The organism is Desulfospira joergensenii DSM 10085 (assembly GCF_000420085.1).
Taxonomy (GTDB): Bacteria; Desulfobacterota; Desulfobacteria; order Desulfobacterales; family Desulfobacteraceae; genus Desulfospira; species Desulfospira joergensenii.
The window spans coordinates 1,655,502-1,681,113 of sequence record NZ_ATUG01000001.1; the positions used below are offsets into that span (position 1 = coordinate 1,655,502).

Annotated in this window: 23 protein-coding genes; 13 read left to right on the top strand and 10 right to left on the bottom strand. The window is 48.3% G+C overall.

What is annotated here, in order from left to right:
• Positions 1–118 precede the first annotated feature (118 nt).
• On the top strand, positions 119–2,881 hold the full coding sequence (gene fdhF, locus F608_RS35645; protein ID WP_084681022.1) for a formate dehydrogenase subunit alpha: 2,763 nt from the start codon (positions 119–121) through the stop codon (positions 2,879–2,881).
• A gap of 77 nt (positions 2,882–2,958) precedes the next feature.
• Here the strand turns inward: fdhF and F608_RS0108320 are convergent, their stop codons facing one another.
• Positions 2,959–3,168 carry a hypothetical protein gene (locus tag F608_RS0108320; RefSeq protein ID WP_022665172.1) on the bottom strand — a complete coding sequence of 70 codons (210 nt, stop codon included), beginning with the start codon at positions 3,166–3,168 and terminating at the stop codon, positions 2,959–2,961.
• Between the two features lie 282 nt (positions 3,169–3,450).
• Between F608_RS0108320 and F608_RS0108330 the strand changes: the two genes are divergently transcribed.
• Positions 3,451–3,810 carry a hypothetical protein gene (locus F608_RS0108330; RefSeq protein ID WP_022665174.1) on the top strand — a complete coding sequence of 120 codons (360 nt, stop codon included), beginning with the start codon at positions 3,451–3,453 and terminating at the stop codon, positions 3,808–3,810.
• Positions 3,811–3,898: 88 nt separating this feature from the next.
• Here F608_RS0108330 and F608_RS37110 read toward each other — a convergent pair whose 3' ends face one another.
• The 5 genes from F608_RS37110 to F608_RS34535 all read right to left on the bottom strand — a co-directional run bounded on the left by F608_RS37110 (position 3,899) and on the right by F608_RS34535 (position 8,821).
• Complete coding sequence (locus F608_RS37110) at positions 3,899–4,021, bottom strand: hypothetical protein (RefSeq protein ID WP_022665175.1); 123 nt, start codon at positions 4,019–4,021, stop codon at positions 3,899–3,901.
• On the bottom strand, positions 4,018–4,869 hold the full coding sequence (locus tag F608_RS0108340) for an ion transporter (RefSeq protein WP_022665176.1): 852 nt from the start codon (positions 4,867–4,869) through the stop codon (positions 4,018–4,020). The genes F608_RS37110 and F608_RS0108340 overlap by 4 nt, the downstream gene beginning before the upstream one ends.
• A complete protein-coding gene (locus F608_RS0108345; protein WP_022665177.1) occupies positions 4,866–6,443 on the bottom strand; it encodes a glycerol-3-phosphate dehydrogenase/oxidase in 1,578 nt (525 codons plus the stop codon). Before F608_RS0108345 ends, F608_RS0108340 begins: the two co-directional genes overlap by 4 nt.
• A 562-nt stretch (positions 6,444–7,005) precedes the next feature.
• Complete coding sequence (locus F608_RS0108355) at positions 7,006–8,043, bottom strand: DUF4388 domain-containing protein (protein WP_022665179.1); 1,038 nt, start codon at positions 8,041–8,043, stop codon at positions 7,006–7,008.
• A gap of 112 nt (positions 8,044–8,155) precedes the next feature.
• Complete coding sequence (locus F608_RS34535) at positions 8,156–8,821, bottom strand: transglutaminase-like domain-containing protein (RefSeq protein WP_051148510.1); 666 nt, start codon at positions 8,819–8,821, stop codon at positions 8,156–8,158.
• A gap of 156 nt (positions 8,822–8,977) precedes the next feature.
• Here F608_RS34535 and F608_RS0108365 point away from each other — a divergent pair, with 156 nt between their 5' ends.
• The 3 genes from F608_RS0108365 (at position 8,978) to F608_RS0108380 (ending at position 11,140) form a co-directional block, all read left to right on the top strand.
• A complete protein-coding gene (locus F608_RS0108365; RefSeq protein ID WP_022665181.1) occupies positions 8,978–9,982 on the top strand; it encodes a GlxA family transcriptional regulator in 1,005 nt (334 codons plus the stop codon).
• A gap of 143 nt (positions 9,983–10,125) precedes the next feature.
• Positions 10,126–10,581 (top strand): YaiI/YqxD family protein, encoded by a 456-nt coding sequence (locus tag F608_RS0108370; RefSeq protein ID WP_022665182.1) that lies wholly within the window; start codon positions 10,126–10,128, stop codon positions 10,579–10,581.
• Positions 10,582–10,753: 172 nt separating this feature from the next.
• Entirely contained in the window at positions 10,754–11,140 is a 387-nt protein-coding gene (locus F608_RS0108380) for a YccF domain-containing protein (RefSeq protein ID WP_027362584.1), read from the top strand.
• A gap of 47 nt (positions 11,141–11,187) precedes the next feature.
• Here F608_RS0108380 and F608_RS34540 read toward each other — a convergent pair whose 3' ends face one another.
• Positions 11,188–12,336, bottom strand: coding sequence for a GGDEF domain-containing protein (locus tag F608_RS34540; protein WP_022665184.1), 1,149 nt, complete (start codon positions 12,334–12,336; stop codon positions 11,188–11,190).
• Between the two features lie 366 nt (positions 12,337–12,702).
• Here F608_RS34540 and F608_RS0108390 point away from each other — a divergent pair, with 366 nt between their 5' ends.
• Both F608_RS0108390 and F608_RS0108395 read left to right on the top strand, forming a co-directional pair.
• Positions 12,703–13,068, top strand: a complete 366-nt coding sequence (locus F608_RS0108390; protein WP_027362585.1) for a cupin domain-containing protein — start codon at positions 12,703–12,705, stop codon at positions 13,066–13,068.
• A gap of 142 nt (positions 13,069–13,210) precedes the next feature.
• The gene (locus F608_RS0108395) at positions 13,211–13,720 is read left to right on the top strand and encodes a ferritin family protein (RefSeq protein WP_022665186.1); all 510 of its coding nucleotides are present in this window, start codon (positions 13,211–13,213) and stop codon (positions 13,718–13,720) included.
• A 152-nt stretch (positions 13,721–13,872) separates the two neighbouring features.
• Here F608_RS0108395 and F608_RS31180 read toward each other — a convergent pair whose 3' ends face one another.
• On the bottom strand, positions 13,873–14,337 hold the full coding sequence (locus F608_RS31180; protein ID WP_022665187.1) for a hypothetical protein: 465 nt from the start codon (positions 14,335–14,337) through the stop codon (positions 13,873–13,875).
• A gap of 403 nt (positions 14,338–14,740) precedes the next feature.
• Here F608_RS31180 and F608_RS36870 point away from each other — a divergent pair, with 403 nt between their 5' ends.
• The 3 genes from F608_RS36870 to F608_RS0108410 all read left to right on the top strand — a co-directional run bounded on the left by F608_RS36870 (position 14,741) and on the right by F608_RS0108410 (position 17,199).
• Positions 14,741–15,730: a transposase gene (locus F608_RS36870; protein ID WP_244154256.1), complete on the top strand. Its 990-nt coding sequence runs from the start codon at positions 14,741–14,743 to the stop codon at positions 15,728–15,730.
• Between the two features lie 126 nt (positions 15,731–15,856).
• Positions 15,857–16,285 carry a transposase gene (locus tag F608_RS37340; protein WP_244154270.1) on the top strand — a complete coding sequence of 143 codons (429 nt, stop codon included), beginning with the start codon at positions 15,857–15,859 and terminating at the stop codon, positions 16,283–16,285.
• Positions 16,286–16,614: 329 nt separating this feature from the next.
• A complete protein-coding gene (locus F608_RS0108410) occupies positions 16,615–17,199 on the top strand; it encodes an isochorismatase family protein (RefSeq protein ID WP_022665188.1) in 585 nt (194 codons plus the stop codon).
• Positions 17,200–17,283: 84 nt separating this feature from the next.
• Here F608_RS0108410 and betB read toward each other — a convergent pair whose 3' ends face one another.
• A complete protein-coding gene (betB, locus tag F608_RS0108415; RefSeq protein WP_022665189.1) occupies positions 17,284–18,747 on the bottom strand; it encodes a betaine-aldehyde dehydrogenase in 1,464 nt (487 codons plus the stop codon).
• 305 nt (positions 18,748–19,052) lie between these two features.
• Here betB and F608_RS0108420 point away from each other — a divergent pair, with 305 nt between their 5' ends.
• Together F608_RS0108420 and F608_RS34145 are read left to right on the top strand one after the other, a co-directional pair.
• Positions 19,053–19,748, top strand: coding sequence for a lysophospholipid acyltransferase family protein (locus tag F608_RS0108420; protein ID WP_022665190.1), 696 nt, complete (start codon positions 19,053–19,055; stop codon positions 19,746–19,748).
• A gap of 21 nt (positions 19,749–19,769) precedes the next feature.
• Positions 19,770–20,108, top strand: coding sequence for a nitroreductase family protein (locus F608_RS34145; protein WP_022665191.1), 339 nt, complete (start codon positions 19,770–19,772; stop codon positions 20,106–20,108).
• Positions 20,109–20,134: 26 nt separating this feature from the next.
• Here F608_RS34145 and F608_RS31195 read toward each other — a convergent pair whose 3' ends face one another.
• Positions 20,135–24,079, bottom strand: a complete 3,945-nt coding sequence (locus F608_RS31195; RefSeq protein WP_022665192.1) for a class I adenylate cyclase — start codon at positions 24,077–24,079, stop codon at positions 20,135–20,137.
• A gap of 628 nt (positions 24,080–24,707) precedes the next feature.
• Here F608_RS31195 and F608_RS34545 point away from each other — a divergent pair.
• Positions 24,708–25,568, top strand: a complete 861-nt coding sequence (locus F608_RS34545; protein ID WP_161626839.1) for a PAS domain-containing protein — start codon at positions 24,708–24,710, stop codon at positions 25,566–25,568.
• Positions 25,569–25,612: the final 44 nt, after the last annotated feature.

Consider the following 25,612-nt stretch of genomic DNA (forward strand, 5'->3'; position numbering starts at 1 on the left):
AATAAAAACCGATTGAAAAACAAGGATGTTTTCCGCTATGTCAATATTGACATAGCGGATCTGCCATGATATCCATCTCCTATTTTGGATGATTCGACTTTCTAATGAGGAGACAGATATGGCGTCCATTAAAATTGATACCCGTACCCTTGAATTCCAGACCGGCCAGACCCTTCTTGAAGTCTGCCAGGCCCATTCCATACACATTCCCACCCTCTGCTTTCTTAAGGGAACCAGCCCCACCGGCACCTGCAACGTCTGCCTGGTGGAGGACGAGGCCGACGGCAGTCTGGTCCCGGCCTGCTCCACCCCGGCCCAGGACAATATGAAGATCCGGACCGATTCCCCCGGGGTCATCCAGGGCCGGCAAAAATCCATTGAGGCCCTGGTGGCCTCGGGAAACCACAATTGCGGAGTGGCCGGAAAGATGAAAACCAGCTTTTCCGATTTCCAGATGGATGCCGGAAAAGTGGAAACTTCCTTTGATCTCTGCCCTTCCTGGGGGGATTGCCGGCTCCAGGATCTGGCCTATGAATACCAGGCCCGGGTGGAGATCTTTGATACGGCCTGGAAGGATGAGATGCCCCGTATGGCCAATCCCATGATCATCCGGGATTTTTCCCGGTGCATCCGGTGCGGCCGGTGCGTCAAGGCCTGCACCGAAATCCAGGTAAACAACGCCATTGCCATGGAAACCCAAAACGGAAAGGAAACCGTGGTCACCACCCGGGGAAATACCTTGGAAGAATCGGAGTGCGTTTTCTGCGGGGAATGCATCCAGGCCTGCCCGGTGGGGGCTCTCACGGAAAAAAAGCCGGGCAAAGAATGGCGGCCCTGGGATGCGGAAACCATTCGGACCACCTGCCCCTACTGCGGGGTGGGGTGCCAGCAGATCCTCCATGTCAAGGAGGGGAAAATCCTCAAGGTCACCGGTGCCGAGGACGGGGCGCCCAATTACGGCCGGCTCTGCGTCAAGGGCAGGTTCGGATATGATTTCATCTATTCCGGGGAGAGGATCAAACGACCGGTCATCCGGGAAAAGGACGGGTTCCGGGAGGTCTCCTGGGACGAAGCCCTGGACTATACGGCCGACCGCCTGAAAAAGATCATCCGGGAATCCGGGCCCGATGCCCTGGCCGGGGTCAGCTGCGCCAGGTCCATCAACGAGGATTCCTATCAAATGCAGAAATTGTTCCGGGCCGTGTTCAAGACCAACAATATCGACCATTGTGCCCGCACTTGACATGCGCCGACTGTCGCAGGTCTTGCGGCTTCTTTCGGTTCCGGCGCCATGACAAACTCCTTTGGGGAATTCTCAAAGGCCAAGCTCTTTTTCGTGATCGGATCAAACATGACCGAGGCCCATCCCGTGGCCGCCACCTACCTGAAAAATGCGGTGCAGAACGGGGCCAGGCTCATTGTTGTAGATCCCAGACGCCATAAACTGGCGGATTTTGCCGATATCCACCTGGGTCTCAAGGTGGGATCGGACATTGCCCTGCTCAACGGGCTCATGCATGTGATCATCAAAGAGGGTTTATACGATAAAGACTTCATCGAAAACCATACCGAGGACTTTCAAAAACTCAAGGCCGTAACCGATACCTATCCTCCGGAACGGGCCGCTGAGATCTCCGGGGTCCCGGAAGAAAAGATTATTGAAACGGCAAGGTTCCTGGCCGGCATCAAACCGGCCATGGCCTGTTATACCCTGGGGATCACCGAGCATACCTGCGGCCGGAACAACGTGGTTTCCGTGGCCAATCTCCAGATGCTCCTGGGCAATATGGGCGTGGAATGCGGGGGGGTCAATCCCCTGCGGGGGCAGAACAATGTCCAGGGAGCCTGCGACATGGGGGCTCTGCCCAATGTCTTTCCCGGATACCAGGCCGTGATCGATCCCAAGGCAAGGGAAAAATTCGAGGCTGCCTGGGGGGTTACGGATCTGGCCGATAAAAACGGACTCATGATCCCCCAGATGATGGAGGGGCTGATAGACAAAAAGGTCCGGGCCTTTTACATCTTCGGCGAAAACATGGCCAATACCGAGCCGGACATCCGTAAGGTGGAGCACGAACTGGCCTCGGCTGAGTTCCTGATCTGCCAGGACATCTTTTTCAATGAAACCACGAAATTCGCCCATGTGGTCTTCCCGGCCGCGGCCTGGAGCGAGAATGACGGCACCTTTACCAACAGCGAACGCCGGGTCAGCCGGGTCAGGACGGCCAGCCCCCCGCCCGGGGAGGCCAAGCCCAATTGGTGGATCTTCAGGGAGCTTGCCAAGCGCTTTGGAGCGGAATGGGAGTCTGACAGCGCCCGGGAAATCTGGGACAATGAGATCTCGGTCCTGGCCCCCAGCCTGGGCGGCATAAAATACAATAGAATCGAGCAGGACGGCCTCCAATGGCCCTGCCCCAGCGAAACCCATCCGGGAACGGGATTCCTGCATACCAACGGCCAGTTCACAAGGGGCAAAGGCCAGTTCCTCCCTGCCGAATGGACCCCGCCTGCAGAGGTGGCAGACGAACAATATCCCCTGGTCCTGAGCACGGGAAGGCGCCTCTACCACTACCACACCCGGACCCAGACCGGCCGGTGCAAAGGGCTCAACGACCTGCTGGGAGAGGAGACCGCCGACATCTCCCCTGTGGATGCAAAAGATCTTGATATTGTACATGGAGAAACCGTCCGGGTCCTTTCCCGGCGGGGAGAGGTCCTGGTCAAGGCCAATGTATCGGAACGGATTCCCAGGGGCATGGTCTGGATGGCTTTCCATTTCCGGGAGAACAACTCCAACTGGCTGACCAATCCGGCCTTTGATCCCATCACCCTGACCGCCGAGTACAAGGCCTGCGCCGTCAGAATCGAAAAACAGGCCTGACAGGATTTCCCAACAAAAAGGGCTTTCCAGGGATCATCCCTGGAAAGCCCTATTCCTGAAAAGATATATCTTAAGGCTTAGTGCGCTGAAAGATCTATTTCACACTGGTCATTGAGATGGACGCCGAAAAAATAGAGTGAAAGGGCCGATACCGGCAGGGCCAGGACCAGGCCGAAACCCGGAACAATGGTAAAGCCGGATACGGCAAAGCCGATGGTGGCGATCAGCATCAAAACGGCCAGCATGTTTTTGGATACCTTTTGGAGAACACATCGATTGAATTTCATGATTCCTCCTTTTATCGTCTGGCATTTTCAAAACAGCCGTAGGGATCATACATTACGTGCTGTGATATGTATAAAATAAGGACGATCCTGAAAATTACAAGATAGTGCCGGATGAAGAAGGGGAGAATCCTGCCGCAGAGGGACCTCTGATCTGAAAAAGAAAAAACGACCATTGACTTTTCATTGTGTACTGGCCAGTTTCTAATATAAATGGACTTTTTATGCCGGGCATGAAATTTTTAAATCCCAGGATTTTTTTACCTCAAATCAGGGAGAGAACCCATGCAATGTGACCGCTGCCAAGAGAATATAAAAAACAACGAAGAAAGAGACTTCCACGGCCAGACATTGTGCGAAGACTGCTATATGGTGGCCCTTTCACCTGCCAAAGCCTGTGATCCCTGGGCTGTGCACAGTGCGAAATCCTTTTCAGAGAAAAGCAAGCGCAAAATTGACCTTACCCAAACCCAGGCAAAGATACTCAAATTTTTAAAGGAAAGCAAAGGGGCGGAACCGGAAGTCATCTCGGACAGGATTCAGATCAGTCTGCCTGACCTTGAAAGGGAAATCGCCACCCTTCGGCATATGGAAAAGGTGAGGGCAAAACTTCAAGAAGGGAAAAAAATCATCTGCTTATGGTAGAGCACTCCATGGGTTGTCCGCGGTCTTGTAAACGACAAAGGCAGGTCCTGAACCATGGCCTTATGGGTGATTTCAGGACCTGCCTTGTTTATCTCTTTCTCCCTTCGGTTGATACCTTGGGGAGACGGAACTTCAGCCGTTCGGCTTTGGGACCGCCCTGGCCAGGTGACTTGAGACCCCGTTCGATCAGGGCCTCTTCCTTGTGTTTCAATTGCTCTCCTTCTCAGGATTGAGTCGTTCCGAACAGAACTTGCAGAACACGGCGTTTGCATCATGTCCATGGGCCATACAGGCCGGACAGGCCTGGGTGGAGATTTTTTTGTGACCGGCACGGCTCAATTCAGCCGTGACAATCCCTGTGGGAACCGCAATGATGGCATACCCCAGGATCATGATGAGCGATGCCAGGGCCTGGCCCAGGTTTGTTTTGGGGGAAATGTCCCCGTATCCCACGGTTGTCATGGTCACAATGGCCCAGTAGATACTCCTGGGAATGCTGGTAAATCCATTCCCGGCACCCTCAATCAGATACATGAGAGAGCCGAAGATAACCACCAGAGTGAGAATGGTCAGTAGAAAAATGGCGACCTTTCGCCGGCTTGCCAGAAGCGCCTGGATCAGTATGGAGGCCTCCCCCACATAGGGGGCCAGTTTCAGCACCCTGAACACCCTGAGCACCCGAAGGATTCTGATCACAATCATATACTGGCTGCCGGGAAGCATCAGGCTCAGATAGGTGGGCAATATGGCCAGAAGATCCACAATCCCAAGGAAGCTGATGGCGTATCGGCCCGGTTTCCTGACGCAGGAAAGGCGCAGAAGATACTCCAGGGTGAACAATAGGGTAAAGGTCCATTCCATCCAATGCAAAAAAATCCCGTACCGGACCTTAACCGCTGCCACACTGTCCAGCATGACCACCAGGACGCTGGAGAGAATGGACAGGATCAGGATTACATCAAACCATTTGCCGGCCCGGGTATCGGCCTCAAAGATGATCTCATGGAGCCTGTGCTGCATCCGGCGGAAATCAGTCTGTTTTTTGGGGTTAAGGATCATTTTAGAATATACCCATCCGCCAGTGACCGGTATTGGGTGAGCTGGGACCGTATCCACCCTTCATCCCGTTTGAGTTCCCGGGCCATGATCCGGGCCACCTCCGGGGCCATGGCCACGCTGGCCCTGGCATCCAGCAGGAGCATCCGGATTCGCCGGGACAGGACATCCTCTAAAGTTCTGGCCATCTCGTGGTGAACCGCCCAGACCACCTGGGCCCTTGTATACTCGTAATCCGGGTGGAGCCGTTTACCCAGGTCCGGATCCTCCTGAATAAGATCGTTGATGGATACCCGGTCGGCCCCGTAAAAATAATCCGGCAGATCAAAATTGATATTTTTAACATACCCATGGATGGGCATGGTCTGGGTGACACATTTTTTTTCAGGAAACCCTCCCACCATCCAGGCCTTGTTCACGGTATCCTCGGCCATTTTCCGGTATGTGGTCCACTTGCCTCCGGTAATGGTGATCAGGCCGGACAGGGAAACCGTGAGCCGGTGGCTTCTGGATATTTCCTTGGTTTCATGGCTCTGACCGTCCAGTTGGGCTGCCAGGGGTCTGAGTCCGGCGAACACACTGAGCACATCCTCTTTTTTGGGATCCTTTTTAAGGTATTGGGCTGCGGTTTTGAGAATAAAATTAATCTCCTCGTCCAGAGGCCTGGGCTCCAGGCTGATCTTATCCGGTCCCAGGGGAGTGTCTGTGGTGCCCACCACCACTTTTCCATGCCAGGGCACCGCAAACAGGACCCGGCCGTCCGATGTCTTGGGGATCATGATGGCAGCGTCACCCTGGAGAAAGGACTTGTCCAGAACAAAATGAATGCCCTGGCTGGGCCTGACCAGGACAGGAGTATTTGGATCATCCATGGACAGAACATTATCCACAAAAACCCCTGTGGCATTGATAACCACCTTGGAGAGCAAGGTGTGGCACTCTCTGGACTCTGCATCCACGGTCTCAACTCCGCAGACCATATTGTTTTTATCCTTGACCAGGCCTGTGACCGGCATATAGTTAAGGACCACAGCCCCGTTTTCAATTGCGGTCTGGGCCAGGTTGACCGCCAGTCTGGAGTCGTCAAACTGGCCGTCATAATAGATGACCCCTCCGTTCAGATGCGCCTCATCCAGATTCGGGATGGCCTTCAATACCGCTTCCCTGGAAATTTTCTCCGACGGCCCCAGGCCCAGCCGGCCTGCCATCATGTCATAGACCTTCATTCCGATATTGTAAAAAGGCCCTTCCCACCAGTCATAATTGGGAATGATAAAGGCCTGATTTTTCACAAGATGGGGGGCGTTCCTGCGCAGCAATCCCCTTTCGTGCAGGGCTTCCAGCACCAGGGAGACGTCTCCCTGGGCAAGGTATCGAACTCCGCCATGGACCAATTTGGTGCTTCGGCTGGAGGTGCCTTTGGCAAAATCCGATTGCTCCAGAAGAAGGGTTTCATACCCCCTGGATGATGCATCCAGAGCAATCCCAAGACCGGTTGCCCCTCCTCCGATGACAATGATGTCCCATTGCCTGCCCGGATCCTGCCTGATCTGGTTCAGCTGGAAATCGCGCTGCATGCCACTCTCCTTGCTGCTTTATTTTCGGGTTAAGGTGTTATCCATAGGCTGAGACAGCTGAAAATAACGGCAGTAATTTTGATAATATCAATAGAGCCTTAAATAGTTGAAAACATATGCCAATATACGTTGGTAAAAAATTCCGGTCAAGTATGCTCTTTTTATGAATTGCGCATCCCGGTTATGGCCGGCCAGTTATTTTTTTGAACCAAAATTTTGTATTGACCTTCCAAGAGAAGCCCGGAGATGTATTTGAGCCTGTCCGGGAGAGAATCAAAAATCTCGAATTCGCGGTTATGGTCCGGATTATCTTGCATATGCGCTGATCGATACGTGGGATCACCAGGATCTTATAACACTGGCAACAGAATCCATTGAAACATACAGAGAACTTCTGAATGCTCAGGTTCATATTTATATAATTGTGTCCCCTATTTCTGTTTCCAGGTTCCCTCTAAGCTGGGTCAAGCCGCTGGGCATCCTCCGCGTTGATAAGTCAATTCACCTTCCGGGACAAAACCCTTTTTTCCAGGGTCCTGGTCCAGGATATTTTTGGCCGCGTTTATACATTCTCGCTGGAGTACTCAATGAGCCGGATATAATCATCAATAACAGCCCGGGTTTCATCGGAATCCTCCCTGTACATGAATTCAACACCCACGGCCACCTCATCGGTTTTTTGCTGGGTGTTTTTCACCTGCCCCATGAACCGGACTTCTTTTTGGGTTCCCGGAAACCGGCACCGGAAGGGGATGGTTTCCTGCAAAAGGGTTCTTGCCGGTTCCTGATCCGAGGAAAAGGATTCAATGGCGCAACGGCATCCGCCCATGCTGATGTTTTCAATCACCCCTCCCCTTTCGGATTCATCCACCCGGGCCTGGGCCACAATGCTGCATCTGAACCGTTTATGGGCCCGGAGTTCATGATGCTCGATTCTTTCCGGATATTGGATAAACATCAGCCTGGAAGGCTCTGAGATCAGGGCCATGAGCCTGGAGCGGAATGCGTAGATGGTTCCCTTGTACAGGGATTTGATGATCAGCTCTCCTCCCTGGATCCCGTCCCTTTCAAGGGATTCAAAAGGGACCGGGGCCTTTAAAAGCAGGTATTTTCCATGTTCGATCCCCACGAGGGTGCTGCGCAGGCAAAGGTCAAGATCTTCAAAATCAACCAGGAGTTTGATGCCGATCTCCAGGCAGAACTCTTTGGATGACATTGTTTTTAAGGGGATGTTTTTTGCCGTCAGGGTTTCGGCCTGATCGGCATCTGCCTGGCCGTTCTCATCTTCCCGGCGCGCACTTTCCATGATGATATGCATCAGGGGCAGGTTGACGACATTATGTTTTCTGTCCCGGTTCTCTTCCACCTCCAGGATGAAATTCTTCCAGGAAAGGATATCGTAGAGGGCGTCGACCTGCTTCAGGTTCCTTGTGGAGGCATCTACAATGACACCATTGTGGAAAAAGATCTGCCCCATATTTTTTTTTATAAACACATTAACGGTGCAGGTTTGCTGCTCCATTTCGATCATCTGCAAAAAGGAGGAGATATTTACCCCTGCTATCCGTCCGCTGATCTTGCTGCTGTTCTCCGATTCCATATCTGCCTGCCCCCTGGATTTTTCCGTCTGATCACCGAGTCTGTATGGCCGCTCCTAGGATTTTGCATCTGAGGATTTATGTAGAATGTGTCCGTAAAAAAGTAAATCCTTTTCAGGAAAGATCTTTATGAAGATGTTTAAAAAAATGGGTTTTTTTCCATATCCGCCGGTTCAAAAAACGGTTTACCCCGGCGGCCAGGAATTCCGGAAGTTCGGTATTCCCGGCTTTTTTTTCGATTGTAAGATCCAGATCTCCATGGATCATGGGCTGACCGACAACGCTCTCTGTATATAACCTGCAGTCATCTTCTCCATTCCAGTCGATGCCCCATGGAACATTTTCAGGGGCAAAAAAGACCTCATATGTGGTTTTATCAAGGACCGGGTCCAGAATCGTCCACCGTTCATTTAAAAAAGCATGGACAATGCAATGATTATAGGGTGAATTTGCCAGATGATAAAAATTCCCTATCAGGGGTTTGATAAACTTTTTGTGAACCGGTATTGTACCGAACTGGGCTTCAATCTGGTTGCACCGGAGCAATGCAACCAGAAGAGTCGATTTTCCCCAGCAGATGCCGTAGCCCTTTTTCAATATATCCGATGCTTTCATTCTGTACAGATCATATCCGGTCACGATACTGTCCCGGACATGATAAAAGGTTCTTTTTGCAATCTTTACCGGATCATCGGCCTGTTCGGACAGTTTCCCGGCAAGATTCTGAATTTCCGGGTGGGAATAATCACAATAATAGGTTTCTTTCAAGGTTGATTTCATAGTTTCTCCTTTCAAATGGTCGTGGGTTTTGATCACCCGTAAAAAGGAAGGGGTTGTTTTTCCCATTCCCTGACATCTACTTATCACTTGACAAAAATGGGGAAAGCGGCAAAAACGACTAAGTATGAGTCGATTGCGTCAATTTGGAGTGACACGATGATAAAAGTGACCCTGCTTGCACTGGATCATGTTTTGGCCTCTTCAGTAATGGGAACCATGGATATTTTGGGCCAGACCGGTGCGACATGGAATTGTATAGCCGGCCAGGAGGAAGTCTCTTATTTTGATATTTCCATAGCGACCCAGGACGGGAAGCCTGTCCGAACCAAACATCAGACAGCCCTATATCCAAAGGGCTCCATCCGGGATATTGACTCCACAGACCTGATTGTTGTCTCTTCATTTTCTGATTTCCGCACATTGGAGACCAGCGGACAGGCCATTGAATGGTTAAAAGAACAATACAGGCAAGGAACAACCCTGGCCGGTGTGTGTGCAGGGACCTATATCCTGGCAGAAACAGGGCTGCTCAATGGGAAAACCGCCACAACCCACTGGGGGTTTGCACAGGATTTTAAACAAAGATATCCGAAAATTCATTTGAAGCCTGAAAAGATAATCGTCGATGAAGGGAATTTATTATGCTCGGGAGGCTGTAATTCCTATATTGACCTTTCCATTTATCTGGTTGAAAGATATTGCGGCAGGCACATTGCCCTTGAGACTTCAAAGGCCGTACTTCACGATATCGGCCGGAACTCTCAAAAACCCTATTGTGCGTTTCCGTTTGCAAAAGATCATGCTGACTCTAAAATCAAATCAATTCAGCAATGGTTCGAAAAAAATTACAATCGCCGGGTGGATCTCCGGGAGCTGTCCGAAAAATTCGGACTGAGCCGCAGGGTTTTCGAACGCAGATTTAAAAAGGCAACAGGGATTACGCCTCTTGTTTATCTCCAGCGTTCGCGGGTTGAAATCGCGAAAACCCTGCTTGAACAAACGTCTAAGACATTCAATGAGATCGCTTATATGGCCGGATATGAAGACACCCGGTTTTTTAGAAAAATATTTAAAAAACATACCCATCTTCTGCCCAAAGAATACAGAAAAAAATTTTGCCGGGATTCTCATGCAAAAGAGAGGGCACCGTCCTTCTTGTAAGAAAAAGGAGTTCCTGGAAACTGCATATCATCACGGTGACCGGGTCTCTTGGGGGTCCAAGGACAAGAGAAAGACAGATGAGCGGGTAGAATACGGCACACCGAGCCAAGGGGATGCCGAAAATATAACATCCGGAGGATTTAATGGGGGATAGAAGGATATGGGTTGATGCGGATGCATGCCCTGTGGTTATAAAAAATATTTTGTTCAAAGCGGCCCAACGGCTTAAAATTTGTCTCACCCTTGTGGCAAATCAGCAGTTGCATATCCCCCGTTCAAAATGGATTCATCTGATTCGGGTGGCCCCCGGTTTTGATGAAGCCGACAATGAAATCGTAAAAAGGGTCTGCCCTGGCGACATTGTCATTACAGGGGATATCCCCTTGGCGGCCCAGGTGCTGGAAAAAAAAGGGCATGCACTGAATCCAAGGGGAGACCTCTATTCCATGGACACCATTCGCGGCGTCCTTTTGATGAGGGATTTTAAGGAGACCCTTCGGTCCAGCGGCATTGAAACGGGAGGGCCTCCACCCCTCAGCCGGAAAAATTCAAATTTATTTGCGGCAAACCTGGATAAATTACTGCTGAAAAAAGCCTAGTTCCCAGACCCGGATCCCCCTTTACATTCCCATGGGACGACTCAAAAAAGCGGTTTCAGGATCCGGCCCTGGTTTCTTTTATTGCCCCGGACGTATTTTGTATTACCTTATCCATAAGATCGGTAAGACCGGTTTGAATTTGCATCATACAAACAATTTATCCGGAGAAAAAATGACACTGATACTCAATATTCTATGGTTCATCCTTGGCGGCGGATTTCTGGCCTTCCTGCTCTGGGTCCTGCTGGGCTCCCTTCTCTTTATCACTGTGATCGGGATTCCTTTTGGCTATGCCGCCTTCAGGATTGCCGGCTTTGCGGCTTTTCCCTTTGGCAAAGAACTCGTGGATGCACGGGTCCTGGGTGAGAAAAGAATTACCGGCACCTCTCTGGCCAATTTTCTGTGGATTATTTTGGCCGGAATCTGGCTGGCCGTATCCCATGTCATTGCCGGGATAAGCCTTTGCCTGACCATTATCGGCATCCCCTTTGGATTTGCCCACTTCAGGCTGGCCGGGGTCTGTTTTGCACCCTTGGGCAAAAAAAGCGTTCCCAAATAGTATTCAGACTTTGAGGGGTCACTGCCGGAACGGTGAAGGGAAAGGGATCAGCCTGCGGATTGACACATCTCCTGGACCATAAACGGAGGAAAAATCCTGTCCCTTCCGGATTTTTTGGCTTTGTAGAGTCGTTTATCCGCTTCAACCAGGATCTCATCAAAGGATTTGGAGGGTTCAAAGGAGGCAACGCCGCCGCTGATGGTTACATTGGTTTCCGATTTAATGGCCTTGCGGATTCTCTCTCCGATGGCATAGGTTTCATGAATCCCTGCCAGGGGGAGAATGGATAAGAATTCCTCTCCCCCGTACCGGACGGCAAAATCCTCTTCCCGGATGGTTCTCTGAATCAATCCTGATATTTTTTGCAATAGGGCATCTCCTGCCGCATGCCCTTTGGAATCATTGTATTTCTTAAAATAATCAACATCCATGAGTAAAATCGAAAAGGATTCATTATGTCTTATGCTACGGGATATTAATTTTTCAACGGCACTGTACAAGAGCCTGCGGTTCCATAGTCCGGTGAGACTGTCTTTTTTGGACAGCTCGTCATTTTCTATTTTCAAACGGATGATCTTAATGAACTTCTGGTTGTGGAGTTTTACCGCACGGATGAGGATAATAAAAAAAATAATGCCGATAATCCCGACGACGATCAAAGGCCTCTCTCCCGTCATAAAGATCTTTAAATCGGTTGGAATGAGGGTAATTGCCAGATAAAGGAAGACCATATTTTTTGAAGAAGAATACATGGTCACCACCACGGCGTTGATTCCCACCTGTACGACCACCACAAAAAAGAGGCACAGGACAATATCTCCGGAATAGGGGAGAAAAGCGGTGACGACCCAGGCAACACCGGAAATGCAGAACCCCAAAATAAAATAATGTTCCCAGCGCTTTATATTTTGGGGTGTAATGGTCTTGTCGGCCAGGCCCCGGTAAAAGGAGCGCATAAGAAAGAACCTGGGGATATTAACCCCGAGGATCATAAGGGTCCATATTGTCAGGATGGTATGATCCACCCGGTTGATCATGAAAAAAGGGAAGCAGGAAATGATTAAAATACCGCTGATCAGACCGTGCCGGCCGGCCTGGTATAAGAGTTTTATCCGTTCATAGTCGACTTCATTCCTGTATGGAAAACAAGATGATTCATCTGCCCTTTTTTTGTCTTCTCCGGGATGGGTTTCCATGCGTTTTCCCTTAAAAATCCATATAGGCTTTCACCCGTTCGATTCAACATGATATCTTCCCTGTAACTACTGCTTATATCGAATGTTTCGCAATTTGTGAAATAATATTATTTTTTTTGGAAAGGGTCCTTTTGCAAGGCCAAGAAGGAGACCGGAGCCATGAAATCCCGGCCGGCCGCCGCCCATCCCCGGCCCTTGTTTTCAGCCCATACTTGTGTTAACCATAATCCTAGGGACAAAGCTCAAAGGGGACCTCTGCCCTGTCCATTCGCACCCATGCCGGGCAAAGGGAATTTAAATGAAGGGAAATGGAAAATCCCGCTCTCCATCTCCCTTCATCGGCCGTATATCAAAGGAAATACCAATATGCCCATAAAGATAAGCAAGCCCACAATTGTTGAAGCCGCGGGCAGCAAGCCCAAAAAGATTGAGGAGTATATCGGACGGGTCAATTCCCGGACTTCCGACCTGAGTATCGCTCGAATGGTAAGCCCCTCCGGCTGGGTAGAACCGGGGCAGAAACCTGAATTCACCGAGTATACCCTTGTTTTAAAAGGAATGTTGAGGGTGAACACCGAATCGGGCGAATTTAATGTACATTCAGGTGAAGCGATTATTGTAAAAGAAAAGGAATGGGTGCAATACAGCACACCAACAGAAGAGGGCGCCGAATACATTGCTGTTTGTCTGCCGGCATTTTCTCCTGATATGGTTCACCGGGATGATGAATAAAAAACCGAATGGGCCGGACCGAATCAGGGAAAAGTAACCCATTACAAGGGATCCCGGATCATGAGGAGCTATTGGAACCTGTCTTTTAAAAGGGCCCGTTCCTAAAAAGCCATTCAAACCAAACCATAAAGCTGGAGGAAACATGAATTCCGAAAAAATATTTATAACTGCGTTACACTATGAAGAAAAAATCAGAGATCTCTATCTCTCAGCCGTAAAAAGCATTGATGATGAAAGGGGAAAAGCAATTTTCAAAGCATTGGCAGAGGATGAACAAAGCCATGTCGATTTTTTGAAACACAGCCTTGAGGTATTAAAATCAGATGGCCGAATTAAAAGGGTGGACCTTGAATCCTCCATTCCGCCAAAGGATCTGTACAAGGACCGGATTGAAAAGATGCAAAAGACAATCCCCGACCAAATGTTTGGGGATGTCAAACGTGTATTGAGCAGTGCCTTGAAGCTTGAAATTGAAACCAGTGAGTTCTATGAGGATGCCTGTAATAAGACGGAAGGCACCATCAGGGAAATCTTTGAGAGACTCCTGGAAATCGAAAGAAGACACGAGGATCTTGTTCAGATCGAACTGGATCATGTATCAAACTACGGATACTGGTTTAATTTTATGGAAATCGATATGGAGCACGGATAAGACCTGAATTTGCGAAGCCCGGTAGCCGGCACAGTCCATGAAGTCCTTATGGGGTAAAAGATGAACGAACAGAACCTTTGCGCCTAAAGGAGGAGACCTGAAGTCCGGCGGGTGCGGTTCGATTTTTTTTGAGACCGGAACTTCCAGAAAATTTACCCCATCATGCTCTGGAAATCCATGCCCCCGTCTATTTCTGCCAGCAGCAGCCTCTTCTGAATTGAATTCGTTTCTTTGTCTTCTTCCATTGCAGATTGGGCTGACATGCGTTTGCTGATCTCCTTAGCAATAATTTTCTCAATGGCGGCCCTTTGTTCCGGAGGCATTTTGGCCAGATCCTCTTCCGTAAGCCCCATTTCTTTCAGGATCTTTTCTCTGAGTTCTTCCATTTTTTCTTCTTGAATTTTCTTAAAGAACCCGATGAAGCCTTCTTCTTTCAAGGTATTTACATGATCTGTAAGGGTATCCTCCGATGAATTCCCCGGCCCTGCCTGACTGGATGCCTCTCCCATTTGCTCTGACAGACAGGCGGCAAAGTGACCGGACAAGTCCAATGATTGGGCCTCAAACGCCATTGGATCAAGTTTGATCCTGTCAATGGATACGGTTTCAATCGACATCTGTTGTTCCTCCCAAAGAATGGTTCCCAATTTCAATAAAAACAAGCAATTTCCGCACCCGAATTTTCAAGATCCAAATGATATTTTGATTATATGATTCAGGGAGAATTCGTTTTCGGCCGAAACGCTGCATTATTAATGATTCTGGGCCAAATCTATACTGAAATCCTTTTTCTCCCGGAATATTTATTTTTCCATCAAAGGGGAATGTTCAGTATTTGTCCATGGGATAGGAAAGGGTAAAATTTTCCGGCTTCGGTTTTGGAAAACCGGAAATCTCTACCGGTGATACCGCCTGTTGAAGCTGTAGAAAAAGGTTGAAAACACTGGAGATTCTTATCGTTTTGTGCTAGATTTTTCTTTAAAACAAATAGAAAAACCGCAGACCAGACAAGAGTAAAAAATGGCCAAATATAAAGACTATTCATACGATCAAGGTGTTTTCCTTCCGGTCTATTTTGACAGACAGATCCTTCCGGGCACATTCGAATATACCCTCAGTCATTTGATTGACAATGAACTGGATTTGAGTGTTTTCGACAAACGGTATAAAAACGATGATACCGGGGCTCCTGCCTATGATCCCAGGATCCTTTTAAAAATAATTCTTTATGCTTATTCAAGGGGGATCACATCCAGCCGGAAAATCTCCCAATGCTGCGAAGAAAACATTATCTTCATGGCCCTGTCCGCTCATACAAGACCTCATTTCACGACCATCGCTGATTTTGTTTCCAGCCAGGATGAAGAGGCTGTCGCTCTGTTTCAAGAAATCATCCTTATCTGCGATGAGATGAACCTGATCGGCAGGGAAATGTTTGCTGTGGACGGCTGTAAGCTGCCTTCCAATGCCTCAAAGGAATGGAGCGGCACCAAGGCCGATTTTAAGAAAAAAGCCCTTAAATTTGAAAAAGCCATAGAACATATCATTGAAAAGCACCGGCAAATCGATGACATTGAAGAGAAAAACAATATCATTGAGTCCGATGCAAAGTATATGGCAACGCTTCAAAAGCAGATTAAAAAGATCCGTGAATGGGTAAACGACAATGATGATAAACCGGGTGCCGGCGGCAAACCCATAAAGTCCAACATCACTGATAACGATTCTGCCAAAATGAAATCATCGAAAGGTTATATCCAGGGATATAACGGCCTGGCCATGGTGGACAGCAAACATCAAGTGATTGTGGGTGCCGAAGCCTATGGAAAAGGGCCAGAACAGGATTTGTTGAAACCGATGATTGAATCCACAAAGGGCAATCTGGAAGATAGTGTTTTTGAAAAGACCCTTTTGACAGCAGACAGCGGATTTCACACCAAGGACAATATGGATATGCTGGCTAAAGAAGGGATTGACGCCTATGTGGCCGATAACCGGTTCCGCAAATGAGATCCCCGGTTTAAAGATAATGACCGCTACAAAGAAAGGCATCGTAAAGAGATCGCAGGAAAACGGAAAAAATCCCAATTGTATTCAAAAGAAGACTTCTATTTTGATCCTGATTTTAAATTTTGCATGTGTCCGGCCGGAAAGCGGCTTTACCGAAGTGGCAGAGGTTTCGATACCCAGGGCAATTTTGTAACGCGATTCAAGGCGCCTAAATCCGCTTGCGGCCCTTGTAAGCTCAGATCAAAATGCCTTCGTCATCCAGACAGATCTCCCAAGAGATCGGTGGCATATTTTCATAGCGGGACAAAGAACAAAGATGCCCCGGACACAGCCACGGAAAGGATGAAACAAAAAATCGACTCCGCCTTGGGTCGGATGATTTATTCCAAGCGGCTCGGGACAGTAGAACCGGTGTTTGGCCATATTCGGCATACGATAAAGTTGGACAGGTTCACTTTGAGAGGGAAAATCAAGGTTAATTGTCAATGGCTGCTGTTCTGCGCTTTGCATAATTTGAAAAAGATACATCGGTATGGTTCGATCCCAGCCACATAAAGGAAGGGCATGGGGGAACAGATCTCTCTTTATCAGAGGCTGATATTGCGGTCTTAAGAGACAGTTACAATAGCGTAATCGATTTTAACGACAGAATTAACATAGAATAATAAAAAACAAGAGGCTGAGAATAATTCCATAGCGGCAAATGACTACCGCCTAAAAATGACTTATTCTACAGACTCGTTGACGTGAAATCAAGAAGAGCCGGTAAGAGATGCCCCCCAGGGTTTCCCTTTGATCCGGCCTGAAATGCCCGTTAATTGTCCTTTTATTGATGATTCAATTCTGTTAGTCCCATGAAATAATCCAATTGGAAAGGAGTGAAGATGAATTTTAAAAAACACGATCAAAAATGCGCCCTGCTTGTTGTTGATGCCCAGGAATCCTTTAAGGCGATGGGAGAAGCCCTCTGGAAGAGCCGGGGACCTGCCGATTTTGAGGTTCACATAAAATCTTTGGTAACCGGGTTCAGAGATGCCAATCAGCCGGTCTATTTTATCCTTCACAAGGATGATGATCCGGGATTCTCAACGGATTCTCCCCTTTTCCGGGTCATGGATTTCCTGGAACATCGTCCCGATGAACCCGTCATCCTGAAACAGGTCCACAATGCCTTTACCGGAAGCCCTCTTTTGCCCATGCTGATTCAAAACCGGATTTCCCGGGTGGTGATCTGCGGTATCCGAACGGAGCAATGCTGTGAAACCACGGCCAGGGTGGCATCGGATCTTGGATTTGACGTGAGTTTTGTTACCCAGGCGACCCTGACCTTTCCTTTGCACCATCCCCATCGGGATGAAAAGATGACAGTGGACCAGATCCAGGCCCGGACGGAAATGGTCTTGCACAACCGGTTTGCCCGGATTGTTACGGTTCAGGATGTATTATCCCTGCTCAGGGAAGAAGGATAAATGACATGGCCCTGTTCCAACCCCGACAGGCCCGGCTCCGCTTAAGAATCAGGAGCCCGGGTCCCTGTTAATCCGGGAACCGGATCATTCATAGGGGCAGTCCACATCGCCCAGTTCAACGTAAACGCTTTTGAGGCGGGTATAGTGTTCAACGGCTGTCGGGCCGTTCTCCAGCCCGATTCCCGATTGTTTGAATCCGCCAAGGGGCAACTCAATTGGGGTGATATTGTAGTTGTTGATCCAGCAGGTGCCGGCCTCAATTTGGGCGACCACCCGGTGGGCCCGGGTCAAGTCCCGGGTAAACACCCCGGCGGCCAAGCCGTATTCCGTATCATTGGCCCGGCGGACCACTTCTTTTTCGTCTTCAAAGGTCAGAACGGACATGACCGGGCCGAAGATCTCTTCTTTGACGATGACCATGTCATCGGTGCACCCGTCAAATATGGCAGGCTCCACAAAGCAGCCCCTGGACAGGGTCGGATCTTCAGAGCGCTTTCCCCCGCACACCAGCGTTGCCCCTTCCCGGACCCCTTTTTCAATATAATCAAGGACCGTTTCCATATGGTCCCGGGATATCAGGGCGCCCACCTGGGTCTCAGGATCCATGGGGTCCCCGATTTTCATCCTGAGGGTGCGCTCCTTTAATCGGGTTATGAAGTCGTCGTGGATGGACTTTTCCACAAATACCCGGGTGCCGTTAGTGCAGATCTCTCCCTGGGTATAGAAATTGGCCAGCATGGCCGCTGATACGGCATTGTCCAGGTCGGCATCCCCAAAGATAATCAGGGGGGATTTGCCCCCCAGTTCCATGGTGACCTTTTTGAGGGTGGTGGCGGCGTCGGCCATGACCTTTTTGCCTGTACCGGTGGAGCCGGTCAGGGATACCTTGTCGATTCCCGGATGCAGGGACAGGCCCCGGCCGATTTCAGAATTGCCGCAGAGAACATTGAACACACCGTCGGGCAGACCGGCTTCGGTGAAAATCTCTCCCAGCTTCAGGGCCGTCAGGGGGGTCAGGCTGGCAGGCTTGTAAATCATGGCGTTCCCGCAGGAAAGGGACATGCCGGCTTTCCAGCAGGCAATCTGTATGGGGTAATTCCAGGCCCCGATACCGGCGCAGACCCCCAGGGGCTCCCGCCGGGTATACCCAAAGGCATCCTTGAGCTGTACATGATGACCCGTAAGGGTCGGGGCCATGCCGGCAAAATATTCGATGCAGTCCGCACCCGATGACACATCAACACTCTGGGCTTCCTGTATGGGCTTGCCCGTGTCCATTACCTCCAGTTCGGCCAGTTCCTGGTTCCGTTGGCGCAGCAAACCCACGGCCTTCATGAGAATGCGGCTGCGTTCGGTTCCGGTCATCCGGGACCAGATCATGAAGCCGGCCCGGGCCGATTCCACTGCCAGATCAAGATCCTTAAGACTGGCCATCTGCACCCGGCATATGGATTCTCCCGTGGCCGGATTGGTGGTGGTAAAGGTCTTGCCCGAGGTGGCCTCCACATGACTGCCGTTGATATACAATTTTTGTTCTGAAAGTTTCATGGGTCCGATCCTATGCGTGTTTGGATTCATATCGATACAATATCTGATAAAATACCTTTGAAGAACTGCTTTTATCGCCGTTTGATATCTTTTGGTATCTATAATAAAAAATATCAAAATACAAGTAAAAACCCATTTTTATTCACTAAAATTGATTTTATCTGCAGATATAGTGTCCTTTTTTGCCATATTTTTCTCTTTTGGAGAAACCTGTCTAGTACTGCCTGCCGGGCCTGAAACTTGGAAAAATTGAAATTCCGTGGTAAGAGTCAAGAATTGATATCAGATGATGTGAACCTGAATTCATGATCCGAAAAAAATTAAAAAGCTTTCTCTATCGCTATCTTTTCCCCTATGGCGGACTTTTCGGGGTCAGGCTCCTATCGGCAACCTATCGGATAAAAATCCTGGATCCGGAAAATGAAAAAAAGGTGCTGGACAGCCGGCGGCAACTGGTTTACGCCTCCTGGCACCAGCGTTTTTTTCCGGGCATCACCTTTTTTTCCACCCGCAAACCCATTGCCATCATGATTTCCCAAAGCCGGGATGGAGAGATGGCGGCCCGGGCCGTTGACCTGCTGGGGTGGCATCCTGTCCGGGGATCTTCGTCCAAAGGAGGAAGGCAGGCCCTGGAAGAGATCAAAACCCTGGCCCGGGCCTCCTACAAAATCGGCCATATTGTGGACGGCCCCCAGGGACCCTTTGGCAAGGTCAAGCCGGGACTGATCCGGATTGCCCAGTATGCAGGCCTTCCCATTCTGCCCACCATCACCTCGGCTGAGAACCCCTGGATATTCAACTCCTGGGACCGGTTCATGGTTCCCAAACCCTTTTCCAGGGTCATTCTCCGATTTGGCCAGGCCATAGAGGTTCCCGGAAAATTGGATGAAAAAGAATTCTGCGCCATGCAGAAAAAGGTGGAAAAAAGGCTAAAAGACCTGTATGAGGACACGGACCGGATCTGGTCATCCCCTGACCGCATCAAAGCGGTCTACGGATAAGTGGAGCCTTGATCTATCCATATGGTCGACAGATCCAAGATGAAAGAGGATTTTCATGGAAGACAGACATACTCCAATCCCTTTCTCATTCCCGTTTTCTCCCGGATCCACGGCCGGCCCCCCTCCGGAGAGAAGATAAAACACTATTATGTACTTGAATCCGTGGAGATCTCCGCGGGCATGCTCATCTCCGGCCTTCACCATGCCGGCCTGGCAATCCTGACCTATACCCCGGCCAATATGAAATTTTTAAACAGGATCCTGGAAAGGTTCTCCAATGAAAAACCCTTTATGATCCTTGTGGTGGGATATCCCTCTGAAACGGCTCTTGTGCCTGACCTGAAAAAAACCTTTGGATGAAATCTCCGGGTTTATCTAAGGCCGCATCAACGCCCGGGATTTCCTGGGATTTTTTTATCTCCCCTTTTTGATTTTTTTTTCGATATTGCTGGACTCTCTTTGCAAGGAACCGGCTTTGGGCGGGTTAAACCGCTGGAGAATATTATCTTTCTTCCATTTTTCTCTTTTACGGAATAAAAAATCGTGTGTAGGGGAAGTCTTTTTATGCCGATTCTGTTGAGGATCTCATTTTGGATTTCTTCTATTGTAAACAAAGCCTTTTCCGGGATAACGGATTCATAGAGCATTTCCCCCCAGGAGTTCAGATAAACCATGGTAAAATCCGCCACAGCCTTCTGCTGCTTTGGAACGTAAAAATTAATGGAAACAAAAAGAGAGACCACCTCACTATGGATCAATAATTGATCAAAACCGATCTCTTCTTTAAGGATCGGACTGAAAAAATCATACATGGCTTCATAGAGTTTCTGGATATCATCAAAGGTGACGTAGGAGGGATTGGGAACCAGATTGATGACATTCCCCGGGTAGTAAACACGGTTGTGGATTAACCATGCGCCGATTTCTTCAACCTTATCTGCCCGGGTCAAGATGTCTTCTCTAAAATGAAGCTCTTTTGTACTCCTGTTGAACAGCTCCCACATCCCCTTTTCCTGGTCCTCAATATACCTGAGGTGCAGGCGCTGATAATCCTGATCCCTTTTTGATACGATAAAAGCCTTATCGATTCTCCCGGATTTTTCTAAAAACTCAATATATACTTTTCTTCCGAGTACGGTCAGGTCTTCAGGACTGATTTTGGCCTGACCGGCAAATCTTTTATTCACCAGTTTACATTTCTTGATCATGTACTCTTTGATCCTGTCTGAAACGCTGGCAATCTCCCCGTATTTCCAGGTTTGAAACCGGCCGATTCTAAATAATTCAATCTTGGTCCATCCCCACCGGTGCAGACAATGTTCAAGAAGGATTTTCCGAAGGCCAAAAACCGTATCATTTATCTGGGAATTTTTAGAAATACCGAGCTTTAGAAAGAAACAGGTCAGCAGAAGCGCCACCGACTCATCGTCTTTAACGGCGGTAAAATGGGCCAGAAGATTTTCCACCAGAATATAATATGAATCATTCTGGGTCAGTTTCAATTGGGCCCCTGAATTGAGCCACTCATCTTTATACTTATTGCACAGCAAAAGTTCTTTCCCATACTCATGGAGGAATTTTTCAAGAAGAGCCATTTTGATGACGGATTTAAAAGGGCTTTTCAGGCATTTGAACATCTGCCAGAGAGAACCGCCAAAATATTCACTTGTGGATATGGCATTGATATCTCCCAGATCCATATATCTGGAATTCCCCTGGGAAAGAAAAACACTGTTTTTGATGATGTCATAGTAATTGAGACTGATCGCGCTGGGCAATACCGCCCAAAGGGGTATTTTCCCGGCAATATAAACCATTGTCCTGTAGAACTCTTCTTTTAAAAGCCTGGATTGTGCTGAACCTGAACTTTCACTGGTGAAGCTGCCGAAATCATTATGCCTTGCCCTGGGAATGTCCACGATAAAAAAGGTTACCTTTGTGTCAAACCGATCCATGGCCATGGCTTCCAGGATTTTCAATTTATTTTTAAGCCGTTCAATATCCTGGGAATTAAATTTTTTTTCGCGAATGCAGACCCAATAGTCGATATCTGAATCGGATGTCTGGGCGAGGGAACCCACGCTTCCCATGGTAAAAAGCCCTTCAAACGAAGGATTCAGGCTTCTCCTGGAAAGGATCTTTTCCCCGGGCAGATAAAGACCCAGAACCTCCAATGTTTCAAGGCTTGGCAGATAATTCCAGATGCCGCAGGGGGTCTCGGGGTGAATCGACTCAATCCCCGGCAGGACAATATTTTCGTGGAGCAAAAGGGGGATGAGCTGGAACAGATCGGTCTGCTTCTCTTTGAAAATATCAAAGGCCGTCAGCAGGGAAAGTTGATTTTGTTCTAGAAATTTTCTCTCCCCATAATGGATAAACTCACAGAAAATCTGTTTGTTGACTTCCGCCACAGTGGATTCTTCCAAAGGAGGCATATCTTTGAAGGAAAGTTGAAACTCCCTTGCGTTGAAATCCAGGTTTTGTTTTCTTACATCCAGGTCTTCACTCAGTTGAAATTTACAAAACCGCGCCTTCACATCGGAAAAATCCGCCTGATGAAGGATTGAATTTGAAAAGGATACACCGGAAATCTTTGAATAGGCAAAACAGGAGCCGGAAAGATCGGTTCCGTCAAACAGGGTTTTTGAAACCGTGGAATTTAAAAACAAGGCATCTCTTAAGTCGGCCCCGCTGAAATTGCAATTATAAACAGAGACATTGTCAAAGCTGCAGTTTTTAAATCTGGCCCCGGCTGCATTTACGTCGATGAAAACGGCATTGTCAAAATTTACATTCTCAAACTCCGCCTCTTCCATATCAACCTTGCAAAAAATGCTTTTCCTGAAAAAAGTATCGGAAATAAAGGCCTTGGAAAGATTACTCTTGCAGATAATGCTTTTATTAAAAAAAAGAGGGGATGGATGGAACCGGCCGGATGGGAATCTTGTATTTAGTATTACATCCCCTTCAAAATGAGTCTCCGGCTTTGAATCCCCCTTCTTGTTGAGCTCTTCTATCCTTTTCCTATTTAAGGCCAGAAGCGATTTTTTTGATCCGTTGACTTTTTTGTTTATCCATCCGGGGATGAAATCAAATTCCGTTTCAATACTTTTTGTTTCCTTTGCCAGCAGCTTTTTTGTCTTTTCAATGAAGGGCTTTACATTCACCGATGTTGAATGGTCACTGAGAATCCTAACGATCCGTTCCGGTCTTTTTTTGATCATTCCCAGCACACAGGCAAGGTTGGCATCAAAATTCGAGTTTAAATATTTTTCCTTGTTCAGGGCAATATCCTGGATGATCAGAAAAGAAAACCGGGACAGCACCGATATTTCCCTGTGGATCGCCGGCAAAAGGGAGGGATATTTCGCTTCGATTATTTTCAGCAATTGATGGGGTGAAAATTTCCCCGATACAACCATGGCCTTAAAGGCATGGAGCGCCTCTTTTTCTTCCCTCCCGTAAAAGAATTGGAGGATCGGATAGCAAAGTTCCAGGTAAAGGCCCACAGGGGAAGCTTCAATCACATTATAGATGGCGATTCGAACCTCTTGGTCCTTCTCATCGGCCAGAAGATCCTTCAGCAAATCGGTTGAAATTTTTGTAACCATCATGGAAAGTGCTTTGAGTCCGGCAATCCGTTGCTCCGGACGGGACGACCGTATCATCCCGGAGATAATTTGATCGGGATCTCTCAAATCGGCACGGATATTGTTTAAAAACGGGTCCGCATCCCTTGCCCCGTCGAAAAGGCCGGCAAAGAATTGAACAACGGATTCCCTTTCTTGAATGGATTGTAAAATATCCTTGAATAAACCCCCAAATTTCAACCGGACAGCAGGGCCGGTATGGAGATATTGATCCACGATGGCCAGGCGCTCAGACTCTGGAACCGTGAATATAACCTCTTCCATGGCATCCACAGGAACGAGTCCCCTATAAACGGCCTTGAACGCAAAATAAGGACCTTTGCCGTCAAAGGCCAGCAATGTAGTGAAAAAGAACTTGAGCTCGTCAAAAGGCATATCCGGATGGATATGGGCATATATCTTTGCGCAAACAGATGCGGCGCTTTTCATGCCGTTTCTGTATTGATCTTTGTCGGTGGGATCTGCCAACCGGTTAAGGATATTTAATTTAACGCTTGCAAGGCTCTTTTCCGCCTTGTTTCTTAGAGAGGGGATACCTGAGGTTAGCCCGGCCAGGATCGGCAGGATAGCGGACTCCGGGGCCAAGGTGACTGCATCATCAATGGAAAGGGCCTTTTTTTCAAATGATAATTTTTCCCATTGGGATTCAAACAAATATAAATCATCTATTGCTAAATTCATAATGCTCACGCCCTTCCCTTTTCCAGATTATCACACGCGGTGCTGCCTGGCGTTATCCGCTATCCTATTAAAATCTCATTGGTCCTCCCGTAGAAGAATTATTTACCGGTGTCCAGCACAATCCAATATTACACCATTCCGGGTTACCTCGGCCGGGATGCAGCAGGCATCGGCCTAAGCCTCTATACTGACGTTAAATTTATATTTTGTCAATATATAGAGAAAAAATTTCCCAATTTTTCCTTTTTTAAAGGCACCCCATATTTCCCTGAATCCCATCTGCCTGGATCAAAGATTTTTTTGGGTGCCCAAAACGGAACGATCCGGCAAAACCCTTATAAATCGCCGAAACAAGGTGTCTGTTGTCCGGAATTTGAGCAACGGAAGATGCCTCGGGATGATGAAATCCGATTCCCCCGGGGTTGATGGGTAAGAGGATTTTGTGGTATATTTATTTTCTATTTCTCTGAACGTTCTTTTTCTAAAAATGGGAATCCTCTGCCCCCAGGGAGCCGGGAAATCGGTTTATCATGGGGTTGGCGCCGGAAAACCCAAATGGATGGAGGAAAGGATTCCATCTGCTTGGGCCTTGGGAAGAAAGCGAACAATTCGGACAGAAAGACAAGATATGAAAACCGAAAAAAAAATAATTCTGGGATCTGTTCTTCTCGGGCTGTTCCTTTGGACGGCAGATGCCCTGCTGGACTATCTCATATTTTATGAAGGCAGTTTTACGGAACTGCTTATTACCCGTGTACCCGGCCATGAATTGTATATCCGGACCTTGATATTTGTCTGTGTGGTCTGCTTCGGTGTTTTCTGCTCCCGGATCATGAAGCGGCAGGCAAAGACTCAAGAGCAGCTCATGGCCACGGCAAATTTCCAGGATCAGCTTATCAATGCCATTCCCATCCCGGTGTTTTACAAAGACAAACACCTGATTTTCACAGGCTGTAATAAAAGCTTTGAAACCTTTATGAATTTAGATAGAAAAAATATCATCGGAAAGTCGATTCATGATTTTACCCCCAAAGAACTGGCCGATGTCTATGAAAAAAAGGATAGGGAACTGATCAATGCCCCCGGGATCCAGAACTATGAGTTTGAAGTCCAAAGCCCGACCCTTGGCAGCCGGAAGGTGATCTTTCACAAGGCCACCTTTGAAGATGATCAGGGAAGCGTGGAAGGCATGATCGGCGTCATTCTCGATATCACCGAAAGGCAAATGGCGGAAGCCGAAAAGGAAAAACTCATCGCTAAGCTCAAAAAGGCCCTTGACAAGGTAAAGGTGCTCAGCGGTTTTATACCCATCTGCGCCTCGTGCAAGAAAATCCGGGATGACAAGGGATATTGGAACCAGATCGAAGCGTATATCAGCCGGCACTCCAACGCAGAGTTCAGTCACGGCATCTGCCCGGACTGCATTAAAAAACTCTACCCGGGATACGGTACCAAGGCGTCGGGCACTTGTCCCGGAGAGGGCCAGTAAACAAGAGCAAGTCTGAATTTTATTTTCCTATAAAAATTCAGCGG